Source organism: Microbacterium martis (genome assembly GCF_047246685.1).
In the GTDB taxonomy this organism is placed as follows: domain Bacteria; phylum Actinomycetota; class Actinomycetes; order Actinomycetales; family Microbacteriaceae; genus Microbacterium.
Window position 1 is genome coordinate 925,793 of record NZ_JBFOKT010000002.1, and the last position, 23,937, is coordinate 949,729.

General features: G+C 69.1%; 26 protein-coding genes. 18 read left to right on the forward strand and 8 right to left on the reverse strand.

Going from position 1 to position 23,937, the window contains the following annotated elements:
• The first annotated feature begins 7 nt into the window (after positions 1-7).
• The 5 genes from AB3M90_RS12365 (at position 8) to AB3M90_RS12385 (ending at position 5,956) form a co-directional block, all read left to right on the forward strand.
• Positions 8-1,273: an ABC transporter substrate-binding protein gene (locus AB3M90_RS12365; RefSeq protein WP_412952331.1), complete on the forward strand. Its 1,266-nt coding sequence runs from the start codon at positions 8-10 to the stop codon at positions 1,271-1,273.
• A 3-nt stretch (positions 1,274-1,276) separates the two neighbouring features.
• Positions 1,277-2,227 (forward strand): carbohydrate ABC transporter permease, encoded by a 951-nt coding sequence (locus AB3M90_RS12370; protein WP_412952332.1) that lies wholly within the window; start codon positions 1,277-1,279, stop codon positions 2,225-2,227.
• On the forward strand, positions 2,220-3,092 hold the full coding sequence (locus AB3M90_RS12375; RefSeq protein ID WP_412952334.1) for a carbohydrate ABC transporter permease: 873 nt from the start codon (positions 2,220-2,222) through the stop codon (positions 3,090-3,092). Before AB3M90_RS12370 ends, AB3M90_RS12375 begins: the two co-directional genes overlap by 8 nt.
• An 8-nt stretch (positions 3,093-3,100) precedes the next feature.
• Entirely contained in the window at positions 3,101-4,198 is a 1,098-nt protein-coding gene (locus AB3M90_RS12380; protein ID WP_412952336.1) for a LacI family DNA-binding transcriptional regulator, read from the forward strand.
• 432 nt (positions 4,199-4,630) lie between these two features.
• Entirely contained in the window at positions 4,631-5,956 is a 1,326-nt protein-coding gene (locus AB3M90_RS12385) for a hypothetical protein (protein WP_412952338.1), read from the forward strand.
• 48 nt (positions 5,957-6,004) lie between these two features.
• On the opposite strand, the gene AB3M90_RS12390 is transcribed toward AB3M90_RS12385, so the two are convergent.
• Entirely contained in the window at positions 6,005-6,250 is a 246-nt protein-coding gene (locus AB3M90_RS12390; protein WP_412952339.1) for a helix-turn-helix domain-containing protein, read from the reverse strand.
• Positions 6,250-6,738, reverse strand: a complete 489-nt coding sequence (locus AB3M90_RS12395) for a DUF2975 domain-containing protein (RefSeq protein WP_412952341.1) — start codon at positions 6,736-6,738, stop codon at positions 6,250-6,252. The genes AB3M90_RS12390 and AB3M90_RS12395 overlap by 1 nt, the downstream gene beginning before the upstream one ends.
• 129 nt (positions 6,739-6,867) lie before the next feature.
• Here AB3M90_RS12395 and AB3M90_RS12400 point away from each other — a divergent pair, with 129 nt between their 5' ends.
• On the forward strand, positions 6,868-7,479 hold the full coding sequence (locus AB3M90_RS12400; protein ID WP_412952343.1) for a PadR family transcriptional regulator: 612 nt from the start codon (positions 6,868-6,870) through the stop codon (positions 7,477-7,479).
• A 57-nt stretch (positions 7,480-7,536) separates the two neighbouring features.
• Positions 7,537-9,222 carry an ABC1 kinase family protein gene (locus AB3M90_RS12405; protein WP_412952344.1) on the forward strand — a complete coding sequence of 562 codons (1,686 nt, stop codon included), beginning with the start codon at positions 7,537-7,539 and terminating at the stop codon, positions 9,220-9,222.
• Positions 9,223-9,238: 16 nt separating this feature from the next.
• On the opposite strand, the gene AB3M90_RS12410 is transcribed toward AB3M90_RS12405, so the two are convergent.
• Entirely contained in the window at positions 9,239-10,789 is a 1,551-nt protein-coding gene (locus tag AB3M90_RS12410) for an SDR family oxidoreductase (RefSeq protein ID WP_412952345.1), read from the reverse strand.
• Positions 10,790-10,915: 126 nt separating this feature from the next.
• Here AB3M90_RS12410 and AB3M90_RS12415 point away from each other — a divergent pair, with 126 nt between their 5' ends.
• Positions 10,916-11,410 (forward strand): SRPBCC domain-containing protein, encoded by a 495-nt coding sequence (locus AB3M90_RS12415; protein ID WP_412952347.1) that lies wholly within the window; start codon positions 10,916-10,918, stop codon positions 11,408-11,410.
• The gene (locus tag AB3M90_RS12420; RefSeq protein ID WP_412952348.1) at positions 11,407-11,724 is read left to right on the forward strand and encodes an ArsR/SmtB family transcription factor; all 318 of its coding nucleotides are present in this window, start codon (positions 11,407-11,409) and stop codon (positions 11,722-11,724) included. The genes AB3M90_RS12415 and AB3M90_RS12420 overlap by 4 nt, the downstream gene beginning before the upstream one ends.
• Before the next feature lie 73 nt (positions 11,725-11,797).
• On the opposite strand, the gene AB3M90_RS12425 is transcribed toward AB3M90_RS12420, so the two are convergent.
• Together AB3M90_RS12425 and AB3M90_RS12430 are read right to left on the reverse strand one after the other, a co-directional pair.
• Positions 11,798-12,355: a MarR family winged helix-turn-helix transcriptional regulator gene (locus AB3M90_RS12425; RefSeq protein ID WP_412952349.1), complete on the reverse strand. Its 558-nt coding sequence runs from the start codon at positions 12,353-12,355 to the stop codon at positions 11,798-11,800.
• Complete coding sequence (locus AB3M90_RS12430) at positions 12,355-12,594, reverse strand: hypothetical protein (protein ID WP_412952350.1); 240 nt, start codon at positions 12,592-12,594, stop codon at positions 12,355-12,357. The genes AB3M90_RS12425 and AB3M90_RS12430 overlap by 1 nt, the downstream gene beginning before the upstream one ends.
• A gap of 134 nt (positions 12,595-12,728) precedes the next feature.
• Here AB3M90_RS12430 and AB3M90_RS12435 point away from each other — a divergent pair, with 134 nt between their 5' ends.
• The 6 genes from AB3M90_RS12435 (at position 12,729) to AB3M90_RS12460 (ending at position 17,509) form a co-directional block, all read left to right on the forward strand.
• Positions 12,729-13,172 (forward strand): MarR family winged helix-turn-helix transcriptional regulator, encoded by a 444-nt coding sequence (locus tag AB3M90_RS12435; RefSeq protein WP_412952352.1) that lies wholly within the window; start codon positions 12,729-12,731, stop codon positions 13,170-13,172.
• A 71-nt stretch (positions 13,173-13,243) separates the two neighbouring features.
• Complete coding sequence (locus AB3M90_RS12440) at positions 13,244-13,573, forward strand: DUF7882 family protein (RefSeq protein ID WP_412952354.1); 330 nt, start codon at positions 13,244-13,246, stop codon at positions 13,571-13,573.
• 80 nt (positions 13,574-13,653) lie between these two features.
• Positions 13,654-14,961 (forward strand): ABC transporter substrate-binding protein, encoded by a 1,308-nt coding sequence (locus AB3M90_RS12445; RefSeq protein WP_412952355.1) that lies wholly within the window; start codon positions 13,654-13,656, stop codon positions 14,959-14,961.
• A gap of 70 nt (positions 14,962-15,031) precedes the next feature.
• Positions 15,032-15,904 carry a carbohydrate ABC transporter permease gene (locus AB3M90_RS12450; protein WP_412952357.1) on the forward strand — a complete coding sequence of 291 codons (873 nt, stop codon included), beginning with the start codon at positions 15,032-15,034 and terminating at the stop codon, positions 15,902-15,904.
• Positions 15,901-16,797 (forward strand): carbohydrate ABC transporter permease, encoded by an 897-nt coding sequence (locus tag AB3M90_RS12455; protein WP_412952359.1) that lies wholly within the window; start codon positions 15,901-15,903, stop codon positions 16,795-16,797. Before AB3M90_RS12450 ends, AB3M90_RS12455 begins: the two co-directional genes overlap by 4 nt.
• Before the next feature lies 1 nt (position 16,798).
• Positions 16,799-17,509: an alpha/beta fold hydrolase gene (locus tag AB3M90_RS12460; RefSeq protein ID WP_412952361.1), complete on the forward strand. Its 711-nt coding sequence runs from the start codon at positions 16,799-16,801 to the stop codon at positions 17,507-17,509.
• Between the two features lie 151 nt (positions 17,510-17,660).
• On the opposite strand, the gene AB3M90_RS12465 is transcribed toward AB3M90_RS12460, so the two are convergent.
• From AB3M90_RS12465 to hisD, 3 genes are read right to left on the reverse strand one after another with little or no spacing between them, the layout of a single operon-like run.
• Positions 17,661-18,401: an HpcH/HpaI aldolase family protein gene (locus AB3M90_RS12465; RefSeq protein ID WP_412952363.1), complete on the reverse strand. Its 741-nt coding sequence runs from the start codon at positions 18,399-18,401 to the stop codon at positions 17,661-17,663.
• The gene (locus AB3M90_RS12470; protein ID WP_412952365.1) at positions 18,401-19,159 is read right to left on the reverse strand and encodes an SDR family NAD(P)-dependent oxidoreductase; all 759 of its coding nucleotides are present in this window, start codon (positions 19,157-19,159) and stop codon (positions 18,401-18,403) included. The genes AB3M90_RS12465 and AB3M90_RS12470 overlap by 1 nt, the downstream gene beginning before the upstream one ends.
• Entirely contained in the window at positions 19,156-20,487 is a 1,332-nt protein-coding gene (gene hisD, locus AB3M90_RS12475; RefSeq protein WP_412952366.1) for a histidinol dehydrogenase, read from the reverse strand. Before hisD ends, AB3M90_RS12470 begins: the two co-directional genes overlap by 4 nt.
• A gap of 99 nt (positions 20,488-20,586) precedes the next feature.
• Between hisD and AB3M90_RS12480 the strand changes: the two genes are divergently transcribed.
• The 3 genes from AB3M90_RS12480 to AB3M90_RS12490 all read left to right on the forward strand — a co-directional run bounded on the left by AB3M90_RS12480 (position 20,587) and on the right by AB3M90_RS12490 (position 23,902).
• Positions 20,587-21,588: a LacI family DNA-binding transcriptional regulator gene (locus tag AB3M90_RS12480; RefSeq protein ID WP_412952367.1), complete on the forward strand. Its 1,002-nt coding sequence runs from the start codon at positions 20,587-20,589 to the stop codon at positions 21,586-21,588.
• 132 nt (positions 21,589-21,720) lie between these two features.
• Entirely contained in the window at positions 21,721-22,701 is a 981-nt protein-coding gene (locus AB3M90_RS12485; protein ID WP_412952369.1) for a nuclear transport factor 2 family protein, read from the forward strand.
• Between the two features lie 31 nt (positions 22,702-22,732).
• Positions 22,733-23,902 (forward strand): cupin domain-containing protein, encoded by a 1,170-nt coding sequence (locus tag AB3M90_RS12490; RefSeq protein WP_412952370.1) that lies wholly within the window; start codon positions 22,733-22,735, stop codon positions 23,900-23,902.
• The last annotated feature ends 35 nt before the right edge of the window (positions 23,903-23,937 follow it).

The following is a 23,937-nucleotide window of genomic DNA, read 5'->3' on the forward strand; positions in this document are numbered from 1 at the left end:
AGACACAGTGAACAGAAGACTGACCGTTGCGGCAGCAGCGACCTTGACGGCCGCGGCGGCCCTTGCGACGCTCACGGGATGCGGATCGTCGGCCTCCGGCGACGGCGGCAGCGCGTCGCTGAGCTACATGATCTGGGACACCAACTCCAAGGAGCCCTACGACAAGCTCATCGAGGCGTTCCAGAAGGAGCACCCCGAGATCGACGTCGAGGTCACCGCCGTGCCGTGGGACCAGTACTGGACGAAGCTGCAGACGCAGGCGTCGAGCGGCTCGCTGCCCGACGTGTTCTGGATCAACGAGCCGAACTTCCAGCTCTACGCGTCGAACGACACCCTGGCTCCGGTCTCCGACGACTACGACCCGAAGGAGTTCCCCGAGGCGCTCGTGAAGAGCTACACCTACGACGACAAGGTGCTCGCCGCCCCGCAGACGTACCACACCATCGGAGTCTGGTACAACGCCGACATCTTCGAGCGCGCGGGCGTCACGCCGCCCGCCGCCGGCTGGACGCTCGACGACTTCACCACCGCCGCGAAGGACATCGCGAAGGCGCTGAAGGGCGAGGGCGTGTACGGCGCAGCATCCGTCCCCGGCGCGGCACAGGAGACCTACTACAACACGATCGTGGAAGAGGGCGGCGAGGTCATCTCGGAAGACGGAACCACCTCGGGCTACGGCGACCCCAAGACCATCGAGGGCCTCAAGATCTGGACCGACCTGATCGCCGAGGGCGCCGCGCCCACCGTCGACCAGCTCGCCGAGAGCCAGGCGCTGCAGTACTTCACGAGCGGCAAGCTCGCCATGCTCTGGTCGGGCGGCTGGCAGGCCAACAATCTGAAGGACTCCGAGATCGTCGACTCCGTGAAGGTGGCCCCGCTGCCCCAGGGTCCGTCCGACCTCGTGACCACCATCCAGGGAGCGGCGAACGCCGTGGCGGCGAACTCGAAGAACCTCGAGGCCGCGCAGAAGTTCCGCTCGTTCCTCACCGGGCAGGAGGCCTCCGAGATCTTCGGTGAGGCCGGCCTCGGCATCCCGGCCCGCACGTCGGCCGCCGACTCGTTCACGAAGGCGTTCCCGAACTGGGATCTGCAGCTCTTCGTCGACCAGGCCGCGCACGCCGCGCCGTACCCCGTGTCGCTGAACACCGCGACCTGGAACCAGCTCGAGGTCGAGTACCTGACCCCGGCGTGGAAGGGCGAGAAGCCGGTCGAGCAGGCGGCGAAGGAACTCGCCGCCGCCATGGACGAGGCGCTCGCCAAGGAGAAGCGCTGAGCCATGGCGATCACCACGGAACTCCCCGGGCGGGTGGCGGCAGTCACCCGCCCGGCGGGGCAGAAGGCGCGCCGCCGGCGCAGCAGCAGGACCGACGGAATCTGGCCCTGGGTGTTCCTCACCCCCGTGCTCGTCCCCCTCGCCGTCTTCTTCCTGTGGCCCCTGCTGCGCACCGTGTGGTTCAGCTTCACGAGCTGGTCGTTCCTCGGCCAGGCGGAGTGGACCGGCCTCGACAACTACGTGCGGCTGTTCACCCGGCCCGACCTGCTGCAGGCGCTCGGCAACACCGCGCTGTACACGCTCGTCGCGTTCCTCAACGTGCCGCTGGCCATCGGTCTCGCCGCGCTGATCAACACCTCCGGCCTCCGCGGCCGTCGCTTCTACCAGGCGATCTACTTCCTGCCCGTCATCACGATGCCGGTCGCCGTCGCCATCGTCTGGCGGATGCTGTACAGCGGTGAGTTCGGGTTCATCAACTACGGTCTCAGCCTCATCGGCATCCAGGGTCCGTTCTGGCTGTCGCAACCGGTCGTCTCGGTCATCGCGATCGGCATCGTCGGCGTCTGGTTCTCGCTCGGCCTGAACCTCCTCATCTTCGGTGCGGCGCTGCAGAGCATCCCGCGCGAGGTCTACGAGGCCGCCGAGATCGACGGCGCCGGCCCCATCCGCCAGTTCTTCTCGCTGACGCTCCCGCTGCTGACCCCGACGACGTTCTTCATCTCGGTGCTGACGATGATCGGCGGCATCCAGGTCTTCGACCTCATCTTCGTGATGCTCGGCACCGGCCCCAACGCCCTGCAGGCGCGCACCCTCGTCTACTTCTTCTACTCCGAGGGGTTCATCAACAACGACAAGGGATACGCCGCCGCGATCGGCGTGGTGATCATCGCGATCATCGCCGCGCTCACGGCCGTGCAGTTCCGCCTCCAGAAGAAGTGGGTGCACTATGTCTGAGCTGGCCGCCCCCGACCTCGTCCGCCGTCGCCGTCGTCGGCCGTTCGCCACGCACGTGCGGCTCGCGATCGTGCACCTGGTGCTCGCCGTCGGCGCGATCGCCATGGTCTTCCCGTTCGTCTACCAGGTGCTCGCGTCGTTCATGACGAACACGCAGGTCACCTCGGTGCCGCCGACCCTGTGGCCGACGTCGTGGGACTTCGACAACTTCATCGCCGTCTTCGAGCGGATGCCGTTCTTCCGGCAGATGGGCAACACCGTCGTCATCACGGTGGCGAACACCGTCGCGACCGTCGCCATCGCCGCGCTCGGCGGATACGTCTTCGCGCGCATGCGCTTCCGCGGACGCGGATTCATCTTCGGCCTGATCCTGTCGATGCTCATGGTGCCCGGAACCCTGCTGCTGCTGCCGCAGTACCAGACCATCCAGGCGCTCGGCTGGCTCAACACCATCCCCGGCATCGTGGTGCCCGGCATCGTGAGCGCGTTCGGCATCTTCCTCATGCGGCAGTTCTTCCTCGGCCTGCCCGACGAGCTCGAAGAGGCGGCGCGTCTCGACGGCGCGAACCCGTGGCAGACGTTCTGGCGCATCATGCTGCCGCTCGCGTCGCCCGGTCTCAGCGCCCTCGCGATCCTCACCGTGCTCGGCACCTGGTCGGCGCTGCTCTGGCCGCTCATCATCGTGAACAGTCAAGACGCGATGCCGCTCGCGGTGGGCCTGGCCTCGTTCACGGGTGAGTACGGCTCGGAGTACCCGTCGATGCTGGCCGCCGCCCTGATGGCGCAGATCCCGATCTTCGTCTTCTTCCTCCTCATGCAGCGTCGGGTGATCGACGGCATCGCGTTCTCGGGTCTCAAAGGATGAGGGTCGGCATGGCCGGGGGAGTATCGTCGGTGGAGGGGCGTCGGCCGGGACGCACGCAGGCGAGAGCAGGGAGCCACGTGTCGCAGATCGCGAAGGAGTCCGAGCACTCGCGCCCTCCCGGCATGATCGACGTCGCTCGGCTGGCGGGCGTGTCGTCGCAGACGGTCTCGCGCGTGCTGCGCGATCACCCGCACGTGAGCGAAGAGACCCGCAGCCGGGTGATGGATGCCGTCAACGCGCTCGAGTACCGCCGCAACAACGCCGCCCGCGCGCTGTCGTCCGGCCGGAGCCGGCTTCTCGGGCTGATCCAGCTGCGCGTCAGCTCGTACTCGCGCGCCGCGTTCGCCGACGGGGTCGAGGCCGAGGCGCTGCGCGCCGGCTACACGGTCACCACGGGCACGGCCGAGTCCGCCGACCCGGCCGCGGTGGCCGACGCGATCTCGCGCGCGATCGACCAGGGCGTCGAGGGTGTCATCATCGCCGTGCAGGTCTCGAACGCGCACGACCGGCTCGACCGCCTCACGCACACGATCCCCTGTGTCACCGTCGACGGGTTGCTGCGCGCCGGACCCGACATCGTCACGCTCGACCAGGTCGAGGTGGGCCGGCTCGCCACCGAGCACCTGCTCGGGCTCGGTCACGACACCGTCTGGCACGTCGCCGGACCGGGCGGGTGGCACGACACGAGCGGGCGCACCCAGGGCTGGCGCGACGCGCTCGTCGCCGCCGACCGCGAGGTGCCGCCCGTGCTGCACGGCGACTGGTCGGCCCGGTCGGGCTACGACAGCGGACAGGTGCTCGGACGCATCCCCACCGCGACGGCCGTCTTCGCGGCCAGCGATGACATGGCGTTCGGGGTGCTCCGCGCGCTGCACGAAGCCGGACGCCGGGTGCCCGACGACGTGTCGGTCGTCGGCGTCGACGACATCCCTCTCGCGGAGTACTCCGTGCCCCCGCTCACCACGGTCGCCCAGCCCTTCGCACATCTCGGTCGCCGCTCGGTGCGGTCGCTGCTCGAGGCGCTGAACGAGCCCGACTCCGGCGCCGACATGGCTCCGCCCGCGCTCGAGCTCATCGTGCGCGGCAGCACCGCCCCGCGCGCCTGACCCGCAGGGCGCGGGCGTTCGGGGTGCCGCCGGGTGCGCCGGCGTGCGCTTCGGAAGGCGATGTGCGCTTCGGAAGGACGGATTGAGGCGCAGCATCCTTCTCAGGCGTACTTCTCCGTGCCTGGTGCTCGGCGTGCGCCGGCCCCCGGCGGCAGGTGTGTGCTCCGGAAGGAGGTGTGCGCTTCGGAAGAAGATGTGCGCTTGAGAAGGACGGATTCGCGCGCAGCATCCTTCTCAGGTGCACTTCTCCTTGCCTGGTGCCCGGCGCCGTGAGACTGGCATCGATAACCACGACAAAGAACCAGCGATGCCGAATTCGCAGCAAACCCTTGCCTCCTCCATATGGCATCGATAACATCAAGTCACCCCCGAGAACAGATTTCGCGTCGTCGAGATGCGGTTCTCGCCCCCTCGAAGAAGAAGGAGCACGACATGACCCACCGACGACGCCGGCACGCGCTGGCACTGGCGACGGCGATCCTCGCCGTCGGGGCGCTCGCCACCCCCCTTTCCATGGCGAACGCCCAGACGATCCCCGAGCCGACGGCATCCGTTCAGCCGTCCGACGCTCCGGATGCTGCGCCCGAAACCGCCGCACCCGAGACGGCCGCGCCCGAGACGGATGCGCCCGACGACGCGACCACCGACGCACCCGAGACCGCAGCTCCGGAAACCCCCGATGCTCCCGCCACCGATGCTCCGGATGCCGCCGACGCACCCGTGCTCACCACGAACGGCAGCGAGTCGGTGCTGTGGGACCCGGGCCCCACGTCGCGCTGTTTCAGCGTGATCACCGAGCCCCACGACATCCCCTCCTTCACCTGGCGCGACACGTCGGGCTGTGACGAGATCGACGCCCAGGGCCGTCAGGACCCGAACCCGAACTGCTGGCCGACCACCGAGGTGGGTGCCGACGGCTTCCCGAAGTACATGGGCTACGTCGGCGCATGGGGCCCCACGTGCCCGGCCTGGCGCATCAACACCTGGGGCTGGGACCACCGCACCGAGTGGAAGAAGAACCCGGGCTTCGACGTGGGCATCACCGACGGATCCCCCGGTGAGTCGCTGCAGATCGCGCTGCACAACAACGCCCGCAATCTCCCGGCCGACAAGGTCTGCCTGCTGCGCGAGAACACCATCTCGTACGACTACCCGCCGAGCGCGCTCAAGCGGATGCCGGGCCTCGACGAGAACCTCACCGTCACCTACAACGCCAACGTGACCGGCGGCGGCGACGCCGAGGACTACGGCTGCGCGACCGAGCAGCGCTCGATCCTGACCACCGACATCATCTGGGTGGCACCGAACCCCGACTACGACCCGAACTGGAAGCCGGGCGACTCGCTCGTCGGCCGCTGGTCGGAGCGCACCCACCTCATCTCGGTCGTGCACTACAACCCGAACGACTGGTCGACCGCCGGCGCCAAGCCGAAGGACGGCGTGCTGTGGTGGAACAAGTGCGAGAGCATGGAGACCATCACGGTCGGCTTCAAGAAGAAGGAGAAGCAGGTTCCCTACGCCGACGGATGCCGCGTCACCATCGCCGCGCCGCAGTACATCGAGGAGGGCGTCACGACGCCGATCAATATCGACGTGACCGCTCTCGTGAAGCAGTACGCCAAGAAGTACCTCGGCCAGGGCGCGAAGGACGCGATCGACCCGGAGGCCAAGGTGCGCGCCGTGCAGGTCGTGTCGAGCAACATCGGCAGCGACACCGTCTCGGTGATCGACTCCATCGACTTCCGAGCAGGAAGCTGACCCGCGCGAGGGCCGGTCGGGGTGTTTCCCCGGCCGGCCTTCGTCGTGTCATCCGGCGTCAGTCCCGGCGTCAATCCCGGCCGCCGGCCCCGCCGCCTCCCACCGCAGCAGATCGCCGGGCTGGCAGTCGAGCGCCTCGCACAGCGCGTCGAGAGTGGTGAAGCGCACGGCCTTCGCCCGGCCGTTCTTGAGCACCGCGAGGTTGGTCGGCGTGATCCCGATCCGCTCGGCGAGCTCGCCCACGCTCATCTTGCGGCGGGCCATCATCACGTCGATGTCGACGACCACGGGCATCAGATCACCTCGTTGTCGAGTTCGGAGCGCAGCGTCTTCGCCTCGGCGTCGCGATCGATCGCCTGGCGCAGCAGCGCCTTCATCACGACCACGAGCAGCGCCATCCCGCCGAGCACCAGCGACGCGCCGCACACGAGTCCGACGATGCCCGGCGCCGTCGATCCGGGTACCAGCACGATGGCCAGCGCCAGGGCCAGCACGGCGGCGAAGAGGATCGCGCCGATGATCACGTCGACGTACCGGAACGACGACTCCGAGAAGATCGACCCGCGGCGCACCTTGGTGAGCAGCATCCACACGCAGACCCCGAAGACCTGCAGGGTTCCGACGCCGAGCACGACGACGCCGACGAGGAAGATGCGCCCCCACAGCTCCTCGGCCGCGAGGTCGAGCCACAGCAGTGGGGCGATGAGCGCCTGCACTCCCACCGACCCCACCAGCGCGATCGCGATCACGACCCGCAGCACGATGATCGTCATTCTGTTCATGCATCCACTCCTTCATCGAAGAACAACGATAATCTATCGTTTATCGTTCGATCCGGCAAGACTCGCACCGCACGCTCAGGCTGAACGATATATCGTTGGATATCGTTCGATCCCATTCCAGGAGGCATCATGAACACCAACGCATTCCCCTTCGGCGGAACCGGCAGCGACGGCGGCCCCACCCTCGGCAGTCTCTTCGGCGGTGCAAACGGCCCGGCCAGCGCGATCTTCGAGGCCATGGATCAGCTGCGCAAGTCGTTCGAGCAGCGTCCGAGCGGCGGTTCGCGCATGGCCCGCGGCGACGTCCGATCCGCGGTGCTGTCGCTGCTCGCCGAGCAGCCGATGCACGGCTACCAGATCATCAACGAGATCGCCGAGCGCAGCGGCGGATCGTGGAAGCCCAGCGCCGGTTCGGTCTACCCGACCCTGCAGCTGCTGGCCGACGAGGGACTCCTCACCGCCGACGAGCAGAACGGCCGCAAGACCTACTCGCTCACCGAGGCGGGACGAGCGGTCGCCGCCGAGTCGTCGGAGACCCCGGCCCCCTGGGTCTCGTCGTCGAAGGGCGACGAGGGATCGCGCGACAACGCCCGCTTCCACGCGCTGCCGAAGGCCGGCGTCGACCTCGCCGCCGCGGCCGCCCAGGTCGGGCGCAGCGGCTCGCCCGAGCAGGTGCGCCAGACCATCGAGGTGCTCGACGAGGCCCGCCGTAAGCTGTACACGATCCTCGCCCAGGACTGACGGCCGGCCCGGCACCCATGCTGATCGAGGGACCGTGCTGATCGAAGGGAACGGCGCATGACGGATGCCGCAGCGCAGGGCGTGCACCGCGCCCGGTACCGTCGCATCCTCAACTTCGCCGCTCGCGAGTTCGCCGCCGTCTGGTGGTACGAGCTCGTGCTGCCGCGGTTCGGCCTGTCGTCGGTCGCCGAGCGCACCCGCGGGCCGCGCATGCAGAGGTTCGCCCGCCGGTTCCACGTCCTCGCCGTGGAGCTCGGCGGGCTGATGATCAAGGTCGGGCAGTTCATGTCGTCGCGTCTCGACGTGCTCCCGCCCGAGATCACGGCCGAGCTCGAAGGGCTTCAGGACGAGGTGCCCGCCGTCCCCTTCGCCGGCATCCGCGCCGTCGCCGAGGCCGAGCTCGGCATGCCTCTCACGCGCGCCTACGCCTGGTTCGACGAGAATCCGGTGGCCGCGGCATCCCTCGGTCAGGCGCATCGCGCCCGGCTGTCGGAGACGGATGCCGCCGACACCGGGCTCGACGAGGTCGTCGTGAAGGTGCAGCGGCCCGGCATCGACCAGATCGTCGCGGTCGACCTCGCCGCTCTCCGCCGGGTCGCGCGGTGGGCGATGCGGGTGCGGCTGGTGGCCGACCGGGTCGATGCGCCCGCGCTCGTCGAGGAGTTCGCGCAGACCAGCCTCGAGGAGATCGACTACCTCCACGAGGCCGCGAGCGCGGAGCGCTTCCGCGAGAACTTCGCCGGAGATCCGCGCGTCGGGGCGCCCGAGATCGTGTGGGAGCGGTCGACGCGCAAGGTGCTGACGCTGTCGGACGTCACCGCGATCAAGATCAACGACACGGCCGCGCTGCGCGCCGCGGGCATCGACCCGTCGCGGGTCGCCGACGTCTTCGCCGAGGTCATGTTCGACCAGGTGTTCACGCACCGCTTCGTGCACGCCGACCCGCATCCAGGGAACATCTTCGTGACGCCCGTCCCTTCGACCCGGGAACCGGGCTTCCGGCTGACGTTCATCGACTTCGGCATGATGGCCGACGTTCCCGACAGCCTCCGCGACGGCCTTCGGATGCTGCTCATCGCCGTGACCGCCCGCGACAGCCGCGGACTCGTCGCCGCCGCGCAGGAGATCGGCGTTCTGCTCCCTTCGGCCGACACCGCCGAGCTCGAGCGCGCGCTGACCGCCCTGTTCGCCCGGTTCGGCGGCATGGGCTTCGCCGAGCTCAGCACGGTCGACCCCCGTGAGTTCCGCGACTTCGCCGACGAGTTCGGCGACATGGTGCGCTCGCTGCCGCTCCAGCTGCCCGAGAACATGCTGCTGCTGATCCGCGCGGTCTCGCTGACCTCGGGCATGTGCAGCGGTCTCGACCCCGCGTTCAACGTGTGGGATGCCGCCGAGCCCTACGCGGGTCGGCTGCTGCGCGACGAGTCGGGCACCCTGATGCAGGACATGGCGCGGCAGGCGATGGCGACGGCTGCGGTGACGATGCGTCTGCCGCGCCGCATCGACGACATCATCACGCGCATCGACGACGGCACCGTCTCGTTCGACACCTCGCGCCTCGAGCGCCGTCTCGACCGCCTCGAAGGCATCGCTCGCCGCATCGCGTCGGGCGTGCTGTTCGCCGCGATGCTGGTCGGCGGGGCGCTGCTGGTCGCCCCGCTGCCCCCGCTGGGCATCACGCTGATCTGCGTCTCGGTCCTGCCGCTGCTGCACTCGCTGTTCGCGCGCGTCAGCCGACGCTGACGCGCGTGCACCCTCGTCAGGCCGGGACGTCGCCCTCGGCGGCGGAGGTGATCCGCGCCGCCATGCCGGCGAAGATGAACCCGTGGAAGGGCAGCACGGCCAGCCAGTAGAGCCGTCCGCTCAGCCCGCGCGGGAAGAACACCGCCCGCTGCTCGTAGCGCGCGCCCTGATCGACGGCGATCGCGCGCAGCTCGAGCCACGCCGCGCCGGGCACCTTCATCTCTGCACGCAGGCGCAGCAGCCCCGACCCGTCGGCGCCCGGCTCGGTGACCGCCTCGACGCGCCAGAAGTCGATCGCATCGCCGACCCGGGCCGCGCTGCGACTGCGTCGGCCGCGGCGGAGCCCCACGCCGCCGACCAGTCGGTCCATCCAGCCCCGCACCGCCCAGAGGAACGGTGACGAGTACCAGCCGTTCTCGCCGCCGATGCCGATGATCACCCGCCACAGGTCGTCGACGGATGCCGTCGTCTCGAGCGAGCGTGCATCGGTGAACACCGTGCGCCCGGCCCAGTCGGGGTCGCTCGGCAGCGGGTCGCTGGGCGCGCCCGAGACCTCGGCGTCCTGCCAGCTGGTCTCGATGGTGTCGGCGTCGAGGCGTCCGAGTGCGAGCGCCACGGATCGGCGGTACGGGGTCAGCCCGCCGTCGGGCGGCGGGATCAGCTCGTCGACGGCGTGGTCCTTCACGACGCACTCGTTCTGCAGCGACGCGACGAGGGGCCGGGCGATCGCGCGCGGCACCGGGGTCACGAGATTGACCCAGTGCGAGGCGAGCCCCGGGGTGAGCACCGGCAGAGCGGCGATCGCCCGCTGCGGAAGGCCGGCCTCGACCGCGTAGCCGTTCATCATCTGGCCGTAGCGCAGCACGTCGGGACCGCCGATGTCGACGGCGCGGTTCACGCTCTCATCGACCCGCGCCGCCCCCAGCAGATAGTGCAGCACGTCGCGCACGGCGATCGGCTGGATCCGGTTGCGCACCCACTTCGGCGCCGGCATGTACGGCAGCACGTCGGTCAGGTGGCGGATCATCTCGAACGAGGCCGAGCCCGACCCGATCACGACGCCGGCCTGCAGCACGAGCGTCGGCACGCCCGAGTGCAGGAACGTCTCGCCCACCTCGACGCGCGAGCGCAAGTGCGGCGACAGGCGCACGTGGTCGGGATGCAGCCCGCCCAGGTACACGATGCGATGCACGCCGGCGCGCGCCGCGGCATCGGCCACGGTCGTCGCCGCGCGGCGATCGCTCTCTTCGAATCCCCTCCCGGCGGTCATCGAGTGGATCAGGTAGTACACGACGTCGACGTCGTCGACCGCTGCGGCGACGGCGTCGGCCTCCTCGGCCGCGCCCTCGACGATCTCGCAGTCGGATCCCCACCGGAAGGATGCCGCGCGCGCGGCGTCGCGCGCCAGCACCCGCACCCGGTACCCGGCGTTCTGCAGGCGCGGCACGAGGCGTCCGCCGATGTAACCGGTGGCCCCCAGCACGAGCGCGCGCGGCGCGGTGCCGTCGGCGCGCGGGACCGCCCGGAGGGCCTCTTCGCGGCCGGTGGGCTGGGTGAGCTCGGTCATGGGTCGAGCGTAGGCCGCCCCGCCGACACCCGGGTAGCGCGTGCAACTCGGGGGTTGCGTACCGGCTACCGGTGTGCAACTCTTGAATTGCAGAAGCGAGCGGAACCGCCCGCGGAGAGGACCACCATGGAGAACACGACCGCGAACCCCGGCTCCGTCGTCGACGAGGAGTCGTTCTCGGTGCGCCGCAGCATCCGCATCGCCGCGCCCGTCGCGAAGGTGTGGCGTGCCGTCAGCGAACCCGAGCAGATCTCGCGCTGGTTCGGCCGGGCCGAGCTCGACGGGACCGGCGCCGGCGCCACGGGGCGCATGACCTTCCCGGACGACGACGCCATCCCGCTGCGCGTCGAGGAGCATGACGAGCCGCACCGGATCGCCTTTCGCTGGGGCAACGACGACGCCGCGGGCTTTCGCCGGCCGGTGCTCGACGTGGCGACCTCGACGGTCTTCACCTTCACTCTCGAGCCGATCGACGACGGCACCCTCCTGACCGTGGTCGAGACCGGATTCGAGCGCACCTCGGCGCCGCTGGCGAACCTCGAGAGCCACCGCACGGGCTGGGACGCCGAGCTCGACAAGCTCGTCGCCTTCGTCGAGAGGGCCGTCGGAGGCGACGCGTGACCGCCCCGACGCTGGTGCCCGTGCTCGCCGCGCTCGCCGACGAGACGCGATGGAGCATCCTCACCGCTCTCGGTGAGGGCGACGCGTCGGCCTCGGCCCTCGCCGGGCGCCTGCCCGTGAGCAGACAGGCGATCGCGAAGCACCTCTCCGTGCTGCAGGAGGTCGGGCTCGTCGAGCCCGTCCCGGTCGGACGCGAGGTGCGCTTCCGCGTGATCGGCAGCGAACTCGCCGCGACCGCCGCCCGGCTCGACGCCATCGGCCGAGAGTGGGATCGCCGTCTCGCCGCGATCAAGGAGATCGCCGAAGGGCTCTGATCGCGCGCGCCGGTACGTCGTCGCCGGCGTGGAAGGATGGGCTGTCGATCGCCGCCCGTCCGGCCGAAGAGGTTCAGGCCCCGCCCGCGTCCTCCTCGTGCGAACGGATGACGTCGCGGAGCTCCTGATCGAGATCGGAGGCCTCCTCGATGGCCGACGTCATCCCGGCGAGGAAGCGGGTCACCACGGCCCGCTCCTGATCGGTGAGTTCGTCGACGAGCGCCAGCATCCGCCGGTGCATCGCACCGAGGGTGGCCTTGACCTCGTCGTCGCTGTGCACGGTCGGGACGACGACCCCCGCGCGCCGATCGGTGGGATGCGGCTCGCGCCGGGCGTGACCGCCCTTCTCGAGGCGGTCGATGAGCGTCGTCGTCGAGGCCGTGGAGATGTCGAGCATGCGGGCGATGTCGATCGGTCGCACGATGCGCCCGGCCTTCTGCTCGCGCAGCAGGAAGCGGAGCGCCATCAGGTCGGTCTCGTTCATGCCCATGGATGCCCGGGTGCGCGCCCGCATCGCGGTCTCGGCCGCGCGGTAGCGGCGCAGCATGTTGAGCACGTCGACCGTGCTGACGCTCTGCCCCTCGGGGTACCAGTAGCCGGAGCGCGAGAACTCCTCTTCCCTGCGCTCCATCACGCCACCTCGCCGCTCTCCTGCGAGCGGGCGACCTCGCGCTCCAGCATCTCGTTCGCGCCCGCTTCGACCTCGATCGGGACGATCTGCAGCGCGCCGCCGGTGACGGCCTCGTTCTCGGCGGCGATCACCTGGGCGATACGCCAGGAGGGGATGTCGGGGAAGCGCTGCTGCAAGCGATCGAGCATGCCGGTATATGAGATGAATCCGGCATTCTCGAGTGCCTCTGCTTCAGCCATGGCATCCTTCCCGACGGCAGACGTCCCTCCATCATCGCATTCCGCGGGAGCGGAGGCGCATCCCGTCGATTCCTCGCCTGTCTCGTAATACGGTCGTCGAGTAGCATGGAGGGATGGAAGGGGAGGGGAACGCCATGAGCACACGCACGCGCACCGACGTCCCCGACCTCGTCCGCGGAGTCGAAGACCTCCGCCGGGCGGAGGCCCAGCTGACGCGTCGGCTCCTCGCCGTGCGTGCTCCGAACGACACCGACCGGGCCGCGATGCGCTTCATCGCCCAGGCACCCGCCGACGCGCCCGTGACACCGGGCGGTCTGGCCGCCCACCTCGGCGTGAGCACAGCGGCCATCACCACGCTCATCAAGCGGCTGCAGGAGCGCGGTCAGATCATCGTCGCGACGCATCCCGCCGATGCGCGCTCGAAGGTGCTGCGCCCGTCGCTGCGCGACCTGCACTCCCCGTCCGACGAGCTCTCCGACCGGATCCAGGCGCTCGCCGCCGAGTTCACCGACGAGCAGGCGTCTCACGTCGCGCGCTTCCTCTACCGCCTCGTCGAGGAGATCGACGACCTTCCCTGACCACCCGACTGGCTTTTAGCTAGTTAGACTAGTAATCTAATCCTCGTCCGATTCTTCGTGAGGGGGAAGTCATGGGAAGCCTGAACTACGCCAGCACCGCGGTGCCGATCGAGATGGACGACCGGCTGCTGGCCCATGTGCGCACGGTGGCCGTCACCAAGCTGAGGCGGGGCGAGTCCTTCGCGCTCACCGTGCCGAAGACGAGCCAGGCGAGCGAGACGCTCTGGCTGCACGCGTCGATCCCGCTGCGCTTCGACGTCGCCGACGACATGCCGCTGGACCGTGAGCTGCTCACCGCGATGATGACCGCGGCGAACTCGTCGGGCGGTCTCGACCTCACCAACCACCGGATCACCGCGAAGCTGCCGCGTAGTCAGCATCTGCAGGCGATGAGCGCATGATTCGTATACGTATTCACGGAGCAGACATTCCGCGAACATAGGCTTCCCTAAGTAAGGTGCATACGTATACCATCACCCGTATGGGACACACACAGCATCGAGCACTGCCGGTACTCGCCCTTGCAGCCGTGGGCATCGTCGCCCTCACCAGCTGCGGCGCGGGCTCCCGCACTGACAATGAGAACTCCACGACGGTGTCGTGCGACTACACAGCACCCGAAGGCAAGACGACGGTCAACGTCCTCGCCTACAACTCCTCGGCGATCGACCCGTTCACCGACACGATGGTGTCGAGCTGCTCGACCGACGACGTCACGCTGAAGCACGACCCGATCGACTTCGGCGGACAGGTCACCAAGACGACCGCCACCCTCGCCGGCGACACCGGCACCTACGACATCATCGAGACCTACGGCTTCGTCATCCCCGGCTTCGGCGAGGAGGAGAAGCTCGTCCCCCTCAACGACCTCTGGGACAAGTACGCCGACGACTACGGTCTCGACGAGATCAGCGAGTCGATGGTCGAGGGCATGTCGTACGACGGCGAGATCTACGCCATCCCCATGCAGGCCCAGATGTTCGTCATGGCCTACCGCACCGACATCTTCGACGACCTCGGCCTCGAGGTCCCGACCACGTTCGACGAGATGATCGACGCCGCCGAGGCGATCAAGGGCGCCGGCCTCATGGAGTACCCGATCGCGCTGCCGTGGCTCGCCACCGCCGACGTGACGACCGGATTCGAGGGTGCGATGAACTCCCTCGGCGCCGACTTCGTCACCGCCGACGGCGAGGTCACGCTCGACACCCCCGAGGCCAAGCAGGCCGTCGAGGCGATGCTCGCGCTCAAGCCCTACATGGACCCGCAGGTCACCACCTTCGACCAGCCCAAGGTGCAGCAGCAGATGTTCAACGGCACCGCGGCCATGTCGATCATGTTCTCGGGTCGCATGTTCGACCTGACCCTGCCGGCGAACTCCAAGCTGTCCGACTCGTTCGGGTTCGCGGGTGCGCCGAAGGTGACCGCCGATGCGGAGTACTCCTACAACCGTCTCTCCATCGACGGCTGGTCGATCCCCTTCAACACGAAGCTCGACCACGACATGCTGTTCCAGATGATGGCCTCCGCCGTCAGCGAAGACGCCTCGAAGGCCTCCGTCCCCGCCGCCTACCCCGCGCGCGAGGGCATGGTCACCGAGGAGAACTCGCCGTACGGTGCCGCCGCCAACGACTCGATCGCCAGCGCCATGCCGCCGATCGTGTCGCCGATCATCGCCGACATCACCAACGAGATCCGTCCGATCCTGGTCTCGATCCTCAACGGCCAGGTCTCGGTCGACGAGGGACTCGCGCAGATGCAGACCGCGGGCGAGAAGATCGCCGGCTGACCACCGACCGACGTCATGACTGTGGCCTGAGCGCGAGTTCAGGCCACAGTCCGTCCAAGGGAGGACGCAAATGAAGGCACGCGAATTCTGGCTGCTCTTCTTCCCGAGCCTGCTGGTGATGGGCGCACTGCTGGTGCTCCCGCTGGTGCGCACGGTGCAGTGGGGCTTCGAGCAGGTCCGCTACGGCAGCCCCGGAACCTTCGTCGGGCTCGAGAACTTCACCGACGCATTGACCGATCCGCGCTTCCACAAGGCGGTGCTCTTCACGGTGACCGTCACCGTCGTCACCACCGTCATCCTGCTGGTGTTCGGTTACATCATCGCCACCGGCATCAACCGCATCACCACGTCGCGTCCGCTGGTGCTCGGCATCATGCTCGTCTCGTACGTGCTGCCGAACCTCGTCGGCGCGGTCGCCTTCTCGTGGCTGTTCGACGACAACTTCGGCGGCGTCGTCAACCGCCTGATCGCCTTCTTCGGGGGCACGCAGGTGCTCTGGTTCACCGACCAGGTCCCGAACGCGATCCTCGTGATCGCGAACACGGTCTGGCACATGCTGCCGTTCGCGATGCTCATCATCCTCGCAGGCCTGCAGGGTGTGCCGAACGAGCTGAAGGAAGCCGCCAAGATCGACGGCGCCAACGCGTTCCAGACGCACATCAGCGTGATCATCCCGACGATCCGCGGCGTGCTCGGGTTCGTCACCCTGATCACGATCATGGACGTCCTGCGCATGTTCGACAACCTGATCCCGCTGTCACCGCAGGCCCAGAACATCGGCAACGAGTCGATCATGCTCTACGTCTACTCGGTGGCGTTCGCCGACGGCGCCGAGAACCTCGGCCTGGGCAGCGCCATCAACGTCCTGACCATCCTCCTGATCCTCATCATGCTGATCCCGTTCATCCGGGGCATCTTCAAGGAAGCGAAGGCCGAACGATGAGTCTCACCTCCGCAGAACTGTCCACACGGGCCATCGTCACCGGCGACGCACCGAAGCGCCGCCGCCGCGGCGGCCCAGGCCGTCCGCCCGTCGTCACCGGCCTTCTGCTCGGCCTGCTCTGCATCGTGATGCTGAGCCCCTTCATCTGGATGACGCTCTCGGTGACCAAGCCGACCGATGTCGCCTTCTCCAACCCGCCCGTGCTGTGGGACTATCAGCCCACACTGCAGGCCTTCGTCGACCTGTGGCAGACGACGTACTTCGCCGACTACCTGGTCAACACGCTCGTGGTCGCCGTGGTCTCGACCGTCATCGCCCTGGTCATCGGCATCCCGGCGGCCTATGCCCTGTCGCGCTTCCCGAGCTACGTGTCGGCGATCCTGCTGGTGCTCGCGCTGATCTTCCGCGCACTGCCCCGCTTCTCGGTCGTCCTCCCGATGTACGACATCAGCCGGGCGCTGGGCATCTACGACACGACGTTCGCCCTCGCCATCGCCCTGGTCGCGATCAACCAGCCCTTCACGATCTGGCTGCTGCGCAACTTCTTCGCCGAGATCCCGCGGGAACTCGACGAGGCGGCGATGATCGACGGCTGCACGAGGATCGGGATGCTGCGCCGCGTCATGATCCCGCTGATGGGGCCCGGCATCCTCACCGCCGGCATCTTCGTGTTCCTGTTCGCGTTCCAGGAGTACCTGACCGCGCTGGTGCTCACCGACACGTCGTCGAAGACGGTTCCGGTGTTCATCGCCACGCAGCTCGGGCAGACGCTGCCCATGCTGCAGCAGGCGGGTGCCGCGTCGATGCTCCTCACCATCCCGGTGTTCGTGATCGCGTTCATCGCCCAAAAGTATCTCGTCGCCGGCCTCAGCGACGGCGCCGTGAAGGGCTGACATGTCGCCGTCGGTCCTCCTGCCGGGCATGAACTGCACGGCGGACCTCTGGACCGGCGCGAGCCCGACCGGGGCGATCCAGCCGGTGCTGGATCGCCCCACCATGTCGGCCCAGGTCGACGCTCTGCTCGCGACGCTGCCCGAGCGCTTCGTCCTGGTCGGACACTCGCTCGGCGCGATCGTCGCGATGTCGCTCGCGCTGACCGCTCCCGAGCGGGTCGCCGGTCTGTGCCTTGTGTCGACCAACGCCAAGGCGCCGACGCAGAGTCAGCGCGAGGGCTGGCGCGAGTGGCTGGCCGAGCTCGACCGCGGAACGTCGCCGCGCGCGCTGCAGAACAGCATCCTCGATCCGTTGCTCGGGGCCACGGTGGCCCGTGAGCATCCCGCGCTGGCCGAGCGCACGCTGCGCATGGGCGACGACACCGGTGCGGAGGTGCTGCGCGCGCAGCTGCGGATGCAGCTGACCCGCACCGACCTGCTCGCCCGCCTGCCCGAGCTGCCGACGCCGACGCTCGTCGTGTCGGGGCTCGACGACGAGATCACGCCGCCGCACTTCCACACCGAGATCGTCACGCGGATGCGCGACGCCCGGCTCGTGACACTCGACGCCGGGCACCTGCTGCCGCTCCAGCGGCCGCGCGCGTTCGCCTCGCTGCTGCGGTCGTGGCAGGGTCAACTCACGGATGCCGCCGCCGGAGCCGCGCGGCGCTGAGGGGTCACGCCACGCGTTCTGCAGGAGATCTCCCAGAATGAAGGGCGGATGCCGGAAAAGCGCCCTTCATTCCGCGAGATCTCCTTCATTCCGCGCGAGCGGACCATTCCGCGCGAGCGGACGCTGCGGATCCGTACGCGGATGCCGCGGGTCAGCGCTCGGGCGAGGCCAGGTCGCGCAGGTGCCGCATGAGCGACGAGGCGAGGTTGTAGACCACGAGGTCGGCACCGGCGGCGAAGGATGCCTCGGCAGCGGCGCGCGTGCCGACGATGTCCATCCGCAGCGAGCCTGACGCAGCGAGGGCGGAGTGCACGGCGGCGATCGCGTCGGGCACGGGCATGTCGTCCGGGCCCGAGCTGGCGGCGAGATCCGCCGGACCCACCAGGATGCCGTCGAGCCGGGGCGTCGCCACGATCTCGTCGACAGCGGCGACCCCGCCCGGCGACTCGATCATGCCGAGCACGAGCGTGTTCTCGAGGTACCGGGCGAGGTGATCCGCCGGGGCGACCTCGCCGAAGCGCCCCGCCCGGCTGTAGGTCGCGAACCCACGACTGCCGACCGGCGGATACAGCGACGCGTCGACGAGCGCTGCGGCATCCGCCGCCGTGTCGAGGTGGGGGGCGAGGATGCCCTCGGCGCCCTGGTCGAGCACGCGCAGGATCTGTCCGCGGTCGTTCTCGCCCACCCGCACGATCGCCGGCACGTCGTGCACGGCCGCGAGGGCGATATGGTTGCGCAGCGCCACGATGTCGGCGGGACCGTGCTCGCAGTCGATGAGCACGAAGTCGAACTCGGCCACCGCGAGCATCTCGACGAGCTCTTCGGACGGCATCCGCAGCAGGGCGCCGATGAGCTTCTCGCCGGCGTTCGCCCGCGCACGCAGAGACGTCATCAGGCGACCATACCGGCGGAGAGATCGACGTCGGCGCCGACCATGCCCGGCATCCCGAGCATCGCCACGACGGCGGTGCCGACCTCGTCTTCGGTGATCATCCGACCGAGCGCCGCACGCGAGACGAACACCTGCTCGGCGTCGTCGACCGACGTGCCCGACCTCTCGGCCTCGAGCCGGAAGTTCCGCTCCATGCGCGGACCCTGCACCGGGCCCGGCGAGAGCGAGTTCACGCGCACACCCGCGGGGCCGACCTCGAACGCCAGCGTCGACGTGAGGCCGATGACGGCCATCTTCGAGGCGCAGTACGGCGTGCGATGGGCGAGCGGGCGCTTGCCCGACACCGAGGCGATGTTGATGACGTCGCCGTCGCCGCGCTCGATCATGCCCGGCAGCAGCGCCCTGCAGAGCAGGAAGGTGCCGCGCACGTTCACGTCGAACACCTCGTCCCAGGCGTCCACGTCGATGTCGGTGAGGGCGGCGACCGGTCCGGGGATGCCCGCGTTGTTGACGAGGATCGACACCTCCGTGTCGGCCAGAGCATCGCGCAGGGCGTCGACGGAGGCGGCATCCGACACATCGCACGCGATGCCGCGGGCGCGTTCGCCGAGACCGGATGCCACGGCGGCGAGCTTCTGCTCGTCGCGCCCGACCACGACGACCTCGGCGCCGGCGGCGTGCAGCGCGCGGGCGATGGCCGCCCCGAGTCCGCTGCCGCCGCCGGTGACCACGGCCACCCGGCCCGTGAGGTCGGTCATCGCGCGTCTGCGCCGACCGCCGCGTGGCTCTCGTCGATCCAGGCGAACCCGGTGCCGGCGTGACGCCAGGCGCGGGCGTCGCCCGAGCGCGCGTGGCCTTCGAACAGCTCGACGCGGGCGGCGCGGCCGCACACCGCTCCCAGCTCGGCCGAGGAGTCGGCGTTCTGGATCTCCTGGTAGGTGACGGTGCGCAGGTACTTGCCCACCCAGAGGCCGCCGGTGTAGCGGGCCGCACCGAGGGTCGGAAGGACGTGGTTGGTGCCGATGACCTTGTCGCCGTACGACACGCAGGTGTTCTCGCCGAGGAACAGCGCGCCGTAGTCGTGCATCTTCGTGAGCGCCTCACGCGGGTTCTGCGTGAAGATCTGCACGTGCTCGAACGCGAAGTCGTCGGCGATGCGGTAGGCCTCGTCGAGGTCGTCGGCCACGATGACCTGACCCCAGTCGCGCCAGGCGGGGCCGGCGTAGTCGCGCGTCGACATGCCGGGGAGGATCTTCTCGATCCAGTCGATGACCTCCTCGCCGAGCTTCTGCGAGGTCGTCACGAGGACGGCGGGGGAGTCGGGGCCGTGCTCGGCCTGGGAGAGCAGGTCGACGGCGGTGAAGAACGGGTCGGCGTGCTCGTCGGCGACGATGAGGATCTCGGTGGGCCCGGCGAACAGGTCGATGCCGACCTCGCCGAACAGCTGGCGCTTGGCCTCGGCGACGTAGGCGTTGCCCGGGCCGGCGATCATGTTGACGGGGGCGATCGTGTCGGTGCCGACGGCCATGGCGGCCACGGCCTGCACACCGCCGAGGATGTAGATCTCGTCGGCGCCGGCCATCTTCATGGCGGCGACCGTGGCGGCGGGGATCTCGCCGCGGATCGGCGGGGTGCAGGCGACGACGCGCGGGACGCCGGCGACCTTCGCCGTGATGATGGTCATGTGGGCGGATGCCGTCAGCGGGTACTTGCCGCCCGGGATGTAGGCGCCGGCGGCCTGCACCGGAACGTGCTTCTGTCCGAGGAAGACGCCGGGGAGCGTCTCGACCTCGATGTCGACGAGCGAGTCGCGCTGCGCCTGGGCGAACCGGCGCACCTGCGACTGCACGAACTCGATGTCCTCGATGACCTGGGCGGGGAGCGTGCCGATGATCTCGTCGATCTCGGCGTCGGAGAGGCGGTACGACTCGGGGCTCCAGTTGTCGAACTGCTCGGCGTAGCGCCGCACGGCCGCGTCGCCGTTCTCGCGGATGTCGCCGATGATCCCCCGGACCCGTTCGGCGACGTCCTGCTGCGCGGTGTCCGCGAACGTCTTCGTCGGCGCGGACTTCAGATGCAGGGGCATGGCCCATCCTTTCGTTGCATACGTATGCTCCGATTATGACCGCGTATGCACGGAGGCGTCAAGGGCGCTAGGATCGTCCGGTCGAGGGGAGGGCCGCCGATGGTCGTCACGAGTCGGGACGTCGCGCGACTGGCGGGAGTGTCCCAGCCCACCGTCTCCCGGGCCCTGCGCGACGATTCGCGGGTGTCGGATGCCACGAAGACGCGGGTCCGCGAAGCGGCCCAGCTGCTCGGCTACGTGCCCAGCGAGGCCGGTCGGGCCCTGTCGTCGGGCCGCACGCGCCGCATCGGACTGCTGCTGACCGACCTCGACAACCAGTTCTACTCGCACATCATCGCGCCGGTGCACCGCGAGCTCGAACGGCTCGGCTATCAGCTCATGCTGCACACCGAGACCGCCGACAACGACACGATCGTCGAGCGCCTGCTCGCCAACGGCCTCGACGGCCTGATCCTCGCGACCACGACGGTCGAGTCGGCGGCCCCGCTGCGCCTGCGCGATCGCGGGCTCCCGTTCGTGTACTTCAACCGCACGGGGGCGCTGATCGAGGCGGATGCCACGGTGGTGGATCCCGTCCCCGGGTACCGCGAAGCGGTCGACGCCGCCGTCGCGCTCGGGCACCGCCGGTTCGGCGCCGTGCTGGGCCCGAGCAACACCAGCACCGCGCAGGCGCGGGAGTCGGCGCTGCGCGCGGCCCTGCTCGCGCACGGCATCGCCCTCGCCGAAGACGACACCCGGCGGGTGCCCTACAGCGCCGACGAGGGTGAGGCGGCCGCCGCGTCGCTCCTCGCCGGAGACGACCGCCCGACCCTGCTGTTCTGCGGCAACGACGTCGTCGCGTACGGCGTGCTCAACGCCGCGCACCGAGCCGGTCTCCGCGTTCCCGACGATCTTTCGGTCGTGGGCTTCGACGACCTCCCCGAGGCGTCGTGGCCCATCATCGATCTCGCCACGGTCGGCTACGACATCACCGGCATGGCCGAGGCCGCCGCCGATCTCGTGGTGCGGCGCATCGAGGACCGGTCGGCCCCGATCGAGAACACCCGCTTCGCCTCGGTGTTCGTCCCGCGCCGCACCCTGGCCGACGCGCCGGCGCGCTGACGCGGCATCCGTCCCGACACCCGTGTGTCGTCGAAGTGCGCCTTGCACTCATCTGTGCATACGCATACACTGACGAAGGAAGCCCGCGATCATCGATGAACCGCGGACTCGTCTGTCTAAGGAGTGAAACGCGTGTCTCTCGACCCGGTGGCCTACCTGCCGTACAAGGACCCCGACGACTTCATCCGTGAAGTCACCGACCTCATCTGGGTGGATCGCTCGATCCACTACATCCGCGAGAACTACGAGCCGGACTCCATCGTCCACGGCGCGTACGGCACCTCCACGACGCGCGACGAGGTCATCGAGGGAACGCTCATGCGCATCTCGTCGACCCCTGACCGCACCGGTCAGGCCGCCGACGTGATCTGGGAGGCGCGCGGCGACGACGCCTTCCTCAGCTCGCACCTCGTGCTCTCGGGCCACCTGCAGTCGTCGGCGCACAGCTACACCATCGCGAACTGCCTCTACCGCCGGGGCCGCATGGTCGAGGAGTGGGTCGTCCGCGACTCCCTCGCCGGCGCCCTCGAGACCGGTGCCGACCTCGACGAGCTCGCCCGTGCACAGGCCTTCCGCGGCTACACCGGGTCGTGGACCGAGCCGGCGCAGCCCGACGTCATCGCGAAGGGCGACTCGGGCGAGCGGCCCGACGACTACCGCTCCGAGGTCGAGACCGTCATCGACATGATCCAGACGGTCTGGAACGAGCGCGACCTGCAGAAGGTCGAGAAGTACTTCCACCGCGATCTGGTGCTCCAGACGGTGGGCAACAAGGTCGTCATCCGCCCCGAGGGCTACCGCCGCGCACTGCTGCACTTCCTGGAGGCGTTCCCGGGCGGGCAGTTCGAGATCCGCGACATCCAGACCAACTACGACGTGCGCTACGCGGGTCTCCGCGTCGCCGTGACGTGGAAGTTCACCGGCCTCTACAACGGCAAGCCGAACTACGGCCCGCTCACCGGCAAGCCCGTCGACGTGCTCGGCATCTCGCAGTTCACCTTCCACAACGGCGCCCTCGTCAAGGAGGTCCGTCTGTGGGACGACATCGCCCTGCGGGCCCAGATCGCCGGCATGCGCGGCGACGAGCCGGTCGGCCCCAGCAACATCTACTGATCGATCCCCCGATCACCAAGGAGAAGAAGAAATGAGCAACGCCATCGTCGACAGGACCGACGTCATCGTCGACGCGAACGAGATCGAGCGCCGGACCATCCGTCGCTCCGACTGGGTGCCCTGCAACTCGGCATTCATCGACTGCCGCACGCCGGGGTCCGATCAGAAGGAGAACTACTCCTTCATCGGCGCCGGTGTCTCGCAGAACGCGAACCAGTACGTGAACCTCGAGGAGAACCACGGGTTCAACACCGGTGCCGCGGGCATGCCGAAGGGCATCTCGAACAACCTGCACCTGCACTTCACGGCCGAGGTGTTCATCAACCTCGGTGGCGAGTTCCGCCTCCGCTGGGGCGTCGACGGCAAGCAGGGCGAGTACATCAGCCACGACGGCGACATCGTCACGATCCCCACCTGGATCTTCCGCGGCTTCACGAACGAGGGTCCGGACGACGGCATCCTCTACACCGTTCTCGGGCGCGACGACAACGGCGGCATCATCTGGGGGCCGTCGGTCCTCCGTGAGGCGGAGTCGTACGGGCTGCACCTCACCGCCGACAACAAGCTCATCGACACCGTCGCCGGCGACGTGCTGCCCGACGACGTGCCGCTCATCAAGCCGATGAAGCAGCACTACATCGACGAGCTCACCACGTACACGGTCGAGGACATGCGCTCGCGCGTCATCCAGCCGGGCGACCGCACCTACTCGTCGGCAGCGCTGCTGTGCGCGGCCGTCGACGGCGGTCGGGTCGAGCTCGCCACGGTGATCGGCTACGGCATGAGCGAGAACCGCCGCCAGGTGCCCAACGTGCACGAGCCCCACTCGTTCAACCTCGCATGGGTGAAGGCCGAGCCCGGTCAGGGCGTGCTGCGTCACCGTCACGACAAGACGCAGGCCCTGCTGTTCAAGACCGGCCGGTGGGAGGTCACCCTCAACGGCGACCCGTCGACGACCGTGAACCTGGGCGCCGGCGACACCTTCTCGGTCCCCGAGGGCGCCTGGCGCGAGTACCGCTGCGTCGAGGGCGACGAGACCGGTTCCGGCACGGTGCTCGTGATCAACGGCGGCGACGACCGCGTCTACCTCGAGTGGGCCCCCGAGGTCGTCGAGGCGGCTGCGGCCGCCGACTGGACGATCGACCCCAACGGCTACCTCGCGCCGCTCGGCGTGATGGTCACCGCCACCGAAGACGACTGAGACCGGCGGAGCGCGAGGGGCGGAAGGCCCCTCGC

What these genes read in the sequence shown, in the direction of transcription:
- AB3M90_RS12455 (WP_412952359.1), top strand. Translation starts at nt 15,901, where the DNA reads ATGAGTCTCACCTCCGCAGAACTGTCCACACGGGCCATCGTCACCGGC.
- AB3M90_RS12415 (WP_412952347.1), top strand. Translation starts at nt 10,916, where the DNA reads ATGGAGAACACGACCGCGAACCCCGGCTCCGTCGTCGACGAGGAGTCG.
- AB3M90_RS12450 (WP_412952357.1), top strand. Translation starts at nt 15,032, where the DNA reads ATGAAGGCACGCGAATTCTGGCTGCTCTTCTTCCCGAGCCTGCTGGTG.
- AB3M90_RS12470 (WP_412952365.1), bottom strand. Translation starts at nt 19,159, where the DNA reads ATGACCGACCTCACGGGCCGGGTGGCCGTGGTCACCGGCGGCGGCAGC.
- AB3M90_RS12440 (WP_412952354.1), top strand. Translation starts at nt 13,244, where the DNA reads ATGGGAAGCCTGAACTACGCCAGCACCGCGGTGCCGATCGAGATGGAC.
- AB3M90_RS12400 (WP_412952343.1), top strand. Translation starts at nt 6,868, where the DNA reads ATGAACACCAACGCATTCCCCTTCGGCGGAACCGGCAGCGACGGCGGC.
- AB3M90_RS12480 (WP_412952367.1), top strand. Translation starts at nt 20,587, where the DNA reads ATGGTCGTCACGAGTCGGGACGTCGCGCGACTGGCGGGAGTGTCCCAG.
- AB3M90_RS12375 (WP_412952334.1), top strand. Translation starts at nt 2,220, where the DNA reads ATGTCTGAGCTGGCCGCCCCCGACCTCGTCCGCCGTCGCCGTCGTCGG.
- AB3M90_RS12395 (WP_412952341.1), bottom strand. Translation starts at nt 6,738, where the DNA reads ATGAACAGAATGACGATCATCGTGCTGCGGGTCGTGATCGCGATCGCG.
- hisD (WP_412952366.1), bottom strand. Translation starts at nt 20,487, where the DNA reads ATGCCCCTGCATCTGAAGTCCGCGCCGACGAAGACGTTCGCGGACACC.
- AB3M90_RS12410 (WP_412952345.1), bottom strand. Translation starts at nt 10,789, where the DNA reads ATGACCGAGCTCACCCAGCCCACCGGCCGCGAAGAGGCCCTCCGGGCG.
- AB3M90_RS12445 (WP_412952355.1), top strand. Translation starts at nt 13,654, where the DNA reads ATGGGACACACACAGCATCGAGCACTGCCGGTACTCGCCCTTGCAGCC.
- AB3M90_RS12425 (WP_412952349.1), bottom strand. Translation starts at nt 12,355, where the DNA reads ATGGAGCGCAGGGAAGAGGAGTTCTCGCGCTCCGGCTACTGGTACCCC.
- AB3M90_RS12490 (WP_412952370.1), top strand. Translation starts at nt 22,733, where the DNA reads ATGAGCAACGCCATCGTCGACAGGACCGACGTCATCGTCGACGCGAAC.
- AB3M90_RS12370 (WP_412952332.1), top strand. Translation starts at nt 1,277, where the DNA reads ATGGCGATCACCACGGAACTCCCCGGGCGGGTGGCGGCAGTCACCCGC.
- AB3M90_RS12435 (WP_412952352.1), top strand. Translation starts at nt 12,729, where the DNA reads ATGAGCACACGCACGCGCACCGACGTCCCCGACCTCGTCCGCGGAGTC.
- AB3M90_RS12380 (WP_412952336.1), top strand. Translation starts at nt 3,101, where the DNA reads ATGGCCGGGGGAGTATCGTCGGTGGAGGGGCGTCGGCCGGGACGCACG.
- AB3M90_RS12465 (WP_412952363.1), bottom strand. Translation starts at nt 18,401, where the DNA reads ATGACGTCTCTGCGTGCGCGGGCGAACGCCGGCGAGAAGCTCATCGGC.
- AB3M90_RS12385 (WP_412952338.1), top strand. Translation starts at nt 4,631, where the DNA reads ATGACCCACCGACGACGCCGGCACGCGCTGGCACTGGCGACGGCGATC.
- AB3M90_RS12430 (WP_412952350.1), bottom strand. Translation starts at nt 12,594, where the DNA reads ATGGCTGAAGCAGAGGCACTCGAGAATGCCGGATTCATCTCATATACC.
- AB3M90_RS12405 (WP_412952344.1), top strand. Translation starts at nt 7,537, where the DNA reads ATGACGGATGCCGCAGCGCAGGGCGTGCACCGCGCCCGGTACCGTCGC.
- AB3M90_RS12390 (WP_412952339.1), bottom strand. Translation starts at nt 6,250, where the DNA reads ATGCCCGTGGTCGTCGACATCGACGTGATGATGGCCCGCCGCAAGATG.
- AB3M90_RS12460 (WP_412952361.1), top strand. Translation starts at nt 16,799, where the DNA reads ATGTCGCCGTCGGTCCTCCTGCCGGGCATGAACTGCACGGCGGACCTC.